General features: G+C 67.3%; 5 protein-coding genes. 4 read left to right on the top strand and 1 reads right to left on the bottom strand.

Features of this window, described 5'->3' with window-relative positions:
- Nucleotides 1-115: 115 nt before the first annotated feature.
- From AUP43_RS05315 to AUP43_RS05305, 3 genes are read left to right on the top strand one after another with little or no spacing between them, the layout of a single operon-like run.
- On the top strand, nt 116-2386 hold the full coding sequence (locus AUP43_RS05315; RefSeq protein ID WP_232314881.1) for an ATP-dependent helicase: 2271 nt from the start codon (nt 116-118) through the stop codon (nt 2384-2386).
- Nucleotides 2383-3279 (top strand): 50S ribosomal protein L11 methyltransferase, encoded by an 897-nt coding sequence (locus AUP43_RS05310; RefSeq protein ID WP_067553520.1) that lies wholly within the window; start codon nt 2383-2385, stop codon nt 3277-3279. Before AUP43_RS05315 ends, AUP43_RS05310 begins: the two co-directional genes overlap by 4 nt.
- Before the next feature lie 17 nt (nt 3280-3296).
- Nucleotides 3297-3677, top strand: a complete 381-nt coding sequence (locus AUP43_RS05305) for a cupin domain-containing protein (RefSeq protein WP_067553518.1) — start codon at nt 3297-3299, stop codon at nt 3675-3677.
- Nucleotides 3678-3779: 102 nt separating this feature from the next.
- Here the strand turns inward: AUP43_RS05305 and AUP43_RS05300 are convergent, their stop codons facing one another.
- Nucleotides 3780-4133, bottom strand: a complete 354-nt coding sequence (locus AUP43_RS05300; RefSeq protein WP_067553516.1) for an RSP_7527 family protein — start codon at nt 4131-4133, stop codon at nt 3780-3782.
- A 307-nt stretch (nt 4134-4440) separates the two neighbouring features.
- Between AUP43_RS05300 and AUP43_RS05295 the strand changes: the two genes are divergently transcribed.
- The gene (locus tag AUP43_RS05295; RefSeq protein WP_067553515.1) at nt 4441-6270 is read left to right on the top strand and encodes an aminopeptidase P family protein; all 1830 of its coding nucleotides are present in this window, start codon (nt 4441-4443) and stop codon (nt 6268-6270) included.
- The last annotated feature ends 50 nt before the right edge of the window (nt 6271-6320 follow it).

The raw sequence follows: 6320 nt of genomic DNA, 5'->3' as shown, positions 1-6320 counted from the left end.
GCGGCTCCTCAGGACGAGGGGAAGCTCAGGGCAAGGTGCCGATGGCAGGGACACTAACGCCGCGCCAAAGGGGCGGACATCCGTCCGGCGATCCGCTATATCAAGCCGCATGTCCATGACCTCGACCCCCACGCCGCCCTACCTGCAGAACTTGAATGCCGCGCAGCGCCAGGCGGTGGAAACGCTCGACGGCCCGGTGCTCGTGCTGGCCGGGGCCGGCACCGGCAAGACCCGGGTGCTGACCACGCGGCTGGCGCATCTGCTGATCACCGGCCGGGCGCGGCCCTGGAACATCCTGGCCGTCACCTTCACCAACAAGGCCTCGCGGGAAATGCGCGAGCGCGTCGCCGCCATCATCGGCCCGGCGGCGGAGCAGGTCTGGCTCGGCACCTTCCATGCGATCTGCGTGCGCATCCTGCGTCGCCATGCCGAGCTGGTGGGGCTGAAATCCAATTTCACCATCCTGGACGCCGACGACCAGGTGCGGCTGCTGAAGCAGCTCATCCAGGCCGAGGGCATCGACGATAAGCGCTGGCCGGCGCGGGTGTTGATGGGCGTTATCCAGCGCTGGAAGGACCGCGCGCTGACGCCCGACCGGGTGCCGGCGGAAGACGCGATGGATTTGGCCGGCGGCAAGATCGCGCAGCTCTATCGCCAGTACCAGGAACGGCTGCTGACCCTGAACGCCGCCGATTTCGGCGATCTGATGCTGCATTGCGTGGATTTGTTCCAGAAGCACCCGGAGGTGCTGGCCGAATATCACGACCGCTTCCGCTACATGCTGGTCGACGAGTACCAGGACACCAACGTGGCGCAATATCTCTGGCTCCGCCTGCTGGCCCAGAAGAGCAAGAACATCTGCTGCGTCGGCGACGATGATCAGTCCATCTATGGCTGGCGGGGCGCAGAAGTGGGGAACATCCTGAAGTTCGAGAAGGATTTCCCCGGCGCCGCCGTCATCCGGCTGGAGCAGAATTACCGGTCGACGCCGCATATCCTGGCCGCCGCTTCCGGGCTGATCGCGAGGAATGAAGGCCGCCTCGGCAAGACGCTGTGGACCGATGTGGATGCCGGCGAGAAGGTCACTGTGCGCGGCGTCTGGGACGGCGAGGAGGAGGCGCGCGTAGTCGGCGAGGAGGTCGAGGCGCTGCAGCGCAAGGACCATCTGCTGGCGCAGATTGCCGTGCTGGTGCGCGCCGGCTTTCAGACCCGCGAGTTCGAGGAGCGTTTCATCACGCTGGGCGTGCCCTACCGGGTGGTCGGCGGGCCGCGCTTCTACGAGCGCCTCGAAATCCGTGACGCCATCGCCTATCTGCGGCTGATCGCCCAGCCGGACGACGATCTGGCGTTCGAGCGCATCGTGAACACGCCGCGCCGTGGGCTGGGCGACGCCACGCTGCAGGCCGCGCATCAGGTTGCGCGCAGCCAGGGCACCTCGCTCATGGTCGCCTGCCGCTATCTGGTGGAGACCGACGAGCTGAAGCCGAAGCCGCGCAAGGCGCTGGGCGACCTGATCCGCGATTTCGACCGCTGGCGGGCCGAGTTGGAGCACATGCCGCATGCCGAGCTGGCGCAGCTGGTGCTGGACGAGAGCGGCTATACCGCCATGTGGCAGGCCGATAAATCGGTCGAGGCCCCCGGCCGGCTGGAAAATCTGAAGGAGCTGGTCAACGCCATGCAGGAGTTCGAGAGCCTGGCCGGCTTTCTCGAACATATCAGCCTGGTAATGGAGAATGCCGAGGATGCCAGCATCGACCAGCTTTCCATCATGACGCTGCACAGCGCCAAGGGGCTGGAATTCGACACCGTCTTTTTGCCCGGCTGGGAAGAAGGCGTGTTCCCCAACCAGCGCGCGCTGGACGAAAGCGGCGCCTCGGGGCTGGAGGAGGAACGCCGCCTCGCCTATGTCGGCATCACGCGGGCGCGCAAGAAGGCGAATATCTCCTTCGCGGCCAATCGGCGGGTGCATGGGCTGTGGCAGAGCGCCCTGCCGTCGCGCTTCATCTCCGAATTGCCGACCGAGCATGTCGAGCAGGTGACCGAGGGCGGGCTGTTCGGCGGCGCGCAGCGGCAGACCGATTGGGGGGCGGCGACCTGGAGCGGCCGGTACGCCTCCAACCCGCCGCGCGAAAGCGGCGGCTATTTCGAGGCCAATACGGCCCAGGGCCGGCGCTTTGCCCGGCGCGAGGCCCCGACGCTGGAGGGCGTGCCCTACAGCGTGGCGACCAACAAGCCGAACGCCGCCGGCTTCCAGCGCGGCAGCCGTGTGTTCCACCAGAAATTCGGCATGGGCACCGTGCGGCTGGTCGATGCCGACAAGCTGGAGATCGATTTCGACAAGGCCGGCACGAAGAAGGTGCTGGCAACCTTCGTGGAGAAGAAATGAAGCTCACCCAACCCGCGTCGCAACAGCGCACCGGCGGTTACCGCATCGAGCTGGACGTGCCGATCGACCATGTGATGGCGTTTTCCGACGTGGTGGAGAATTTCGTCGATGCGGTGGCGATGGTGGAGGTCACCGACGGCAAGGTCTGGCGGGTCGAGGGATTCGGCGAAAGCCAGCCGGACAAGCCCGGCCTGATCGCCGGCATTGAGCTGGCGGCGCTGGTGGCCGGGATCGACGCGCCGGAGGTCCGCTTCAAGACCCTGCCCTGGACCGACTGGCTGCTGGAAAACCGCCGCCGCTTCCCGCCGATCCAGATCGGCCGCTACTTCATCCACGGCTCGCACTATACCAAGCCGGTGCCGGCCAGCACGATCCCGCTGTTGATCGACGCCGCCCTCGCCTTCGGCTCCGGCGAGCACGCCACGACGCGCGGCTGCCTGATGGCGGCGGGCATGATGGCGAAGCGCCGGCGGCGGCCGTTCCGGGTGCTGGATATGGGCTGCGGCTCCGGCATTCTCGGCATCGCGGCGGCGAAAAGCTGGCCCTGCCGTGTACTGCTGTCGGACATCGACCCGGTGGCGCGCGATGTGGCGCGGGAGAATACCCGCCTCAACCGCGTGCCCCGGGTGCGCGCCATCTCCGGCCCCGGCTATCGCAACCCGCTGGTGAAGCGCAAGGGGCCGTACGATCTGATCTTCGCCAATATCCTGGCCCGGCCGCTGTGCCATATGGCGAAGGATCTGAAGCGCCATCTGGCGCCGGGCGGCATCGCCGTATTGTCCGGCCTGACGGCGAAGCAGGAGATGTGGGTGCTCTCCGCGCACCGCGCCCAGCGTCTGTACCTCAAGCGTCGGATTCCGCAAGATGGCTGGCATACGCTGATGATCGGCTGAGTCTGGGGGAGGAACGAATGGCCGAGAAACCGACCGAGGCAACCGGCCTGTTCGATACCTATTTCCAGCTTCGCGCCGATGGCGCGGCGATCCCGATGGCGGTGACGCCGAGCTTCTGGGCCGAGCTGGGCACGGAGGCGCTGCCCTTCGCCGGCTGGCTGGTCAGCAGCTTCGACATGCAGCCGGGCACGACGCATTGGGAATGCCATCCGAAGGGCGATGAGCTGGTCGTCGTGCTGTCGGGCGGCATCGAGGTCGAATTCGAGGGGCGCACGCTGTCGGTCGCCGCCGGCCAGACCGGCTTTATTCCCCGCGGCCTATGGCATCGCATCGTCACGCGGGAGCCGAGCCGCACCCTGTTCCTCACCGCCGGCGAGGGCACGGAGCACCGGGGGTAGGACACGAAAGCGAACCCGAAAAAGAAAACCGGCGGCGCTCACCACCCGGGGAGGAGGGGTGGGAGCGCCGCCGGCCCTTGAAGCGCGCGTGAGGGGGGAGGATTACGCGGCTTTCGGGGTGGCGTTGGTGTTCGCGGCCGGGCGCACCGTGCTGGCGTCGATCTCGGTATCGAAAGCGACGGTGCGGACCTGGGTGCGATGCAGGCCGATATCCTGCAGCATGCGGTCGTCCAGGGACATCAGCTCGCTATAGGTGCGGTTCTTGCGGTACCAGACGGCCAGCGGGCGGACCATCCACACGGCGGCGGCGGCAATGGCGCGGCCGAGGCCGGCGAACATGTCGCGCATCGCGGCGGCCTGCATGGCACGGGCCCGATGGGTGGCGGTCAGGGTGTCGATCTGCGGGATGTAGGTCTCGTTCTGCAACGAGGACATCAGGGTGTTTGAGCGGGTCATAATGGCAATCCTTTCATGTTTTTCAAAGGGCGCCTCAGTCGCTCCATCCCGCCAATCTTTGGGCTTGGGCTCGAAGAGTTTGGGGCCAAAGGGCTGGCCGGGCGCTCCGTCTTTCACGCAACATAATTAGTCTCTCGCGAGCCATTAGAAACGCGCATTTAGTGCACCGCAGCAATGATCCATGTGCATGGATCATGTTAGTGCATGCGCATAGCGGGATGCTTGTGACGAAACAGTGACGCTCGGCTTGTCTCCGCTTCAGCCTGCGCCTAGCTTTGCAGGAAGCTGCTTTTCGCAAAGGAACGCCATGTCTTCCGCCGAATCCGCCATCGCCGCCACGGCCCGTTTTCTGCCCGATCACGCCGCCCGGCTGGCCGCTCTCCGCGCCGAGCTGAAGCGTCGGGGCGTCGATGGCTTTATCGTGCCGCGCGCCGACGAGCATCAGGGCGAATATGTGCCGGCGCGCGCCGAGCGGCTGAACTGGCTGACCGGCTTCACCGGCTCGGCCGGTCAGGCGGTGGCGCTGCTGGAGAAGGCGGCGATCTTCATCGATGGGCGCTATACCTTGCAGGTCGAAACCCAGGTCGATGGCGCGCTGTATGAGCGCCGGCACCTGATCGACCAGCCGGCCAGCGAGTGGGTGGCGGAGAATTTGCCGGAAGGCGCTGTGCTGGCCTATGACCCCTGGCTGCACACCGCGAACGAGGTGGAGCGGCTGAAGAAAGCCGTCGCCCGCGCCAAGGGCCGGCTGGCGGCGCTGGACAGCAACCCCCTGGACGCGGTCTGGGCGGACCAGCCGCCGCCGCCCATCACCCCCGCCGTACCGCACGATCTGGCCTATGCCGGGGAGGAATCGGCGGACAAGCGCAACCGCATCGCGGAGAATTTGCGTAAGGCCGGGCAGGATGCGGCGGTGCTGACGCTGCCGGAATCCATCGCCTGGCTGCTGAATATCCGCGGCACCGACGTGCCGCATACGCCGTTGCCGCTATCCTTCGCCATTCTGCATGCCGATGGCGCGGTGGCGCTGTTCATCGAGCCGGCAAAGCTGAGCGACGCGACCCGCGCGCATCTCGGCAATGCGGTGTCGCTGGGCGCGCCGGCGGATTTCGTGCCGGCGCTGGAGGCGCTGGGCAGGCAGGGCAAGAGCGTGCGGGTCGATCCCGGCAGCGCCCCGGTGCTGGTGCTGGAAAGGCTGGAGGCGGCGGGGGCGAAGGTGGCGCGCGGGGAAGATCCATGCCTGCTGCCGAAAGCCTGCAAGAACGATGTCGAGCTGGCCGGCAGCCGCGCCGCGCATCTGCGTGACGGGGCGGCGGTGACGCGCTTCCTGGCCTGGCTGGCGCGCGAGGCGGCGTCCGGCCGGATCAGCGAGATGGAGGCGGCCGACCGGCTGGAGGCGTTCCGCGCCGAAACCGGCGTGCTGCGCGATCTCAGCTTCGACACCATCTCTGGCAGCGGCCCGAACGGCGCCATCGTGCATTACCGGGTGACCGAGGCCAGCAACCGGCTGTTGCAGCCGGGCGAGCTGTTCCTGGTCGATAGCGGCGCGCAATATCTCGACGGCACGACCGACATCACCCGCACCGTTGCCATCGGCGAACCGACGGCGGAGATGCGCGACCGTTTCACCCGTGTGCTGAAAGGCCATATCGCCATCGCCACCGCGCGGTTTCCCAAGGGCACGAGCGGTTCGCAGCTCGATGTGCTGGCGCGGCTGCCGCTCTGGCGGGCCGGGCTGGATTTTGACCATGGCACCGGGCACGGCGTCGGCAGCTATCTCTCGGTGCATGAAGGGCCGCAGCGCATCAGCCGCGTCGCCAACAATGTCGCCTTGCAGGCCGGGATGATCGTCTCCAACGAGCCGGGCTACTACAAGACCGGGGCCTATGGCATCCGCATCGAGAATCTGGTCGCCGTCACCCCCGCCGAAGCGCTGCCGGGCGGCGAGCGGCCGATGCTGGGTTTCGAGACCCTGACCCTGGCCCCCCTCGACCGTGCGCTGGTCGACACCGCCCTGCTGGACGAGGCCGAACGCGCCTGGTTGAACGCCTACCATGCCCGCGTCCGCGTCGCCGTGACGCCGCTGCTTGACCCCGAAACCGCGGCCTGGCTGGAAACGGCGACGCAGCCGGTGTGAGTCACGTGAGTCACGGGGGCCGCCTGCCCCTTCGAGACGCCCTTCGGGCT

Source organism: Oceanibaculum pacificum, from assembly GCF_001618175.1.
In the GTDB taxonomy this organism is placed as follows: domain Bacteria; phylum Pseudomonadota; class Alphaproteobacteria; order Oceanibaculales; family Oceanibaculaceae; genus Oceanibaculum; species Oceanibaculum pacificum.
Note: the sequence above shows the minus strand (reverse complement) of the source record. Positions and strands in the feature narration are given on the sequence as shown.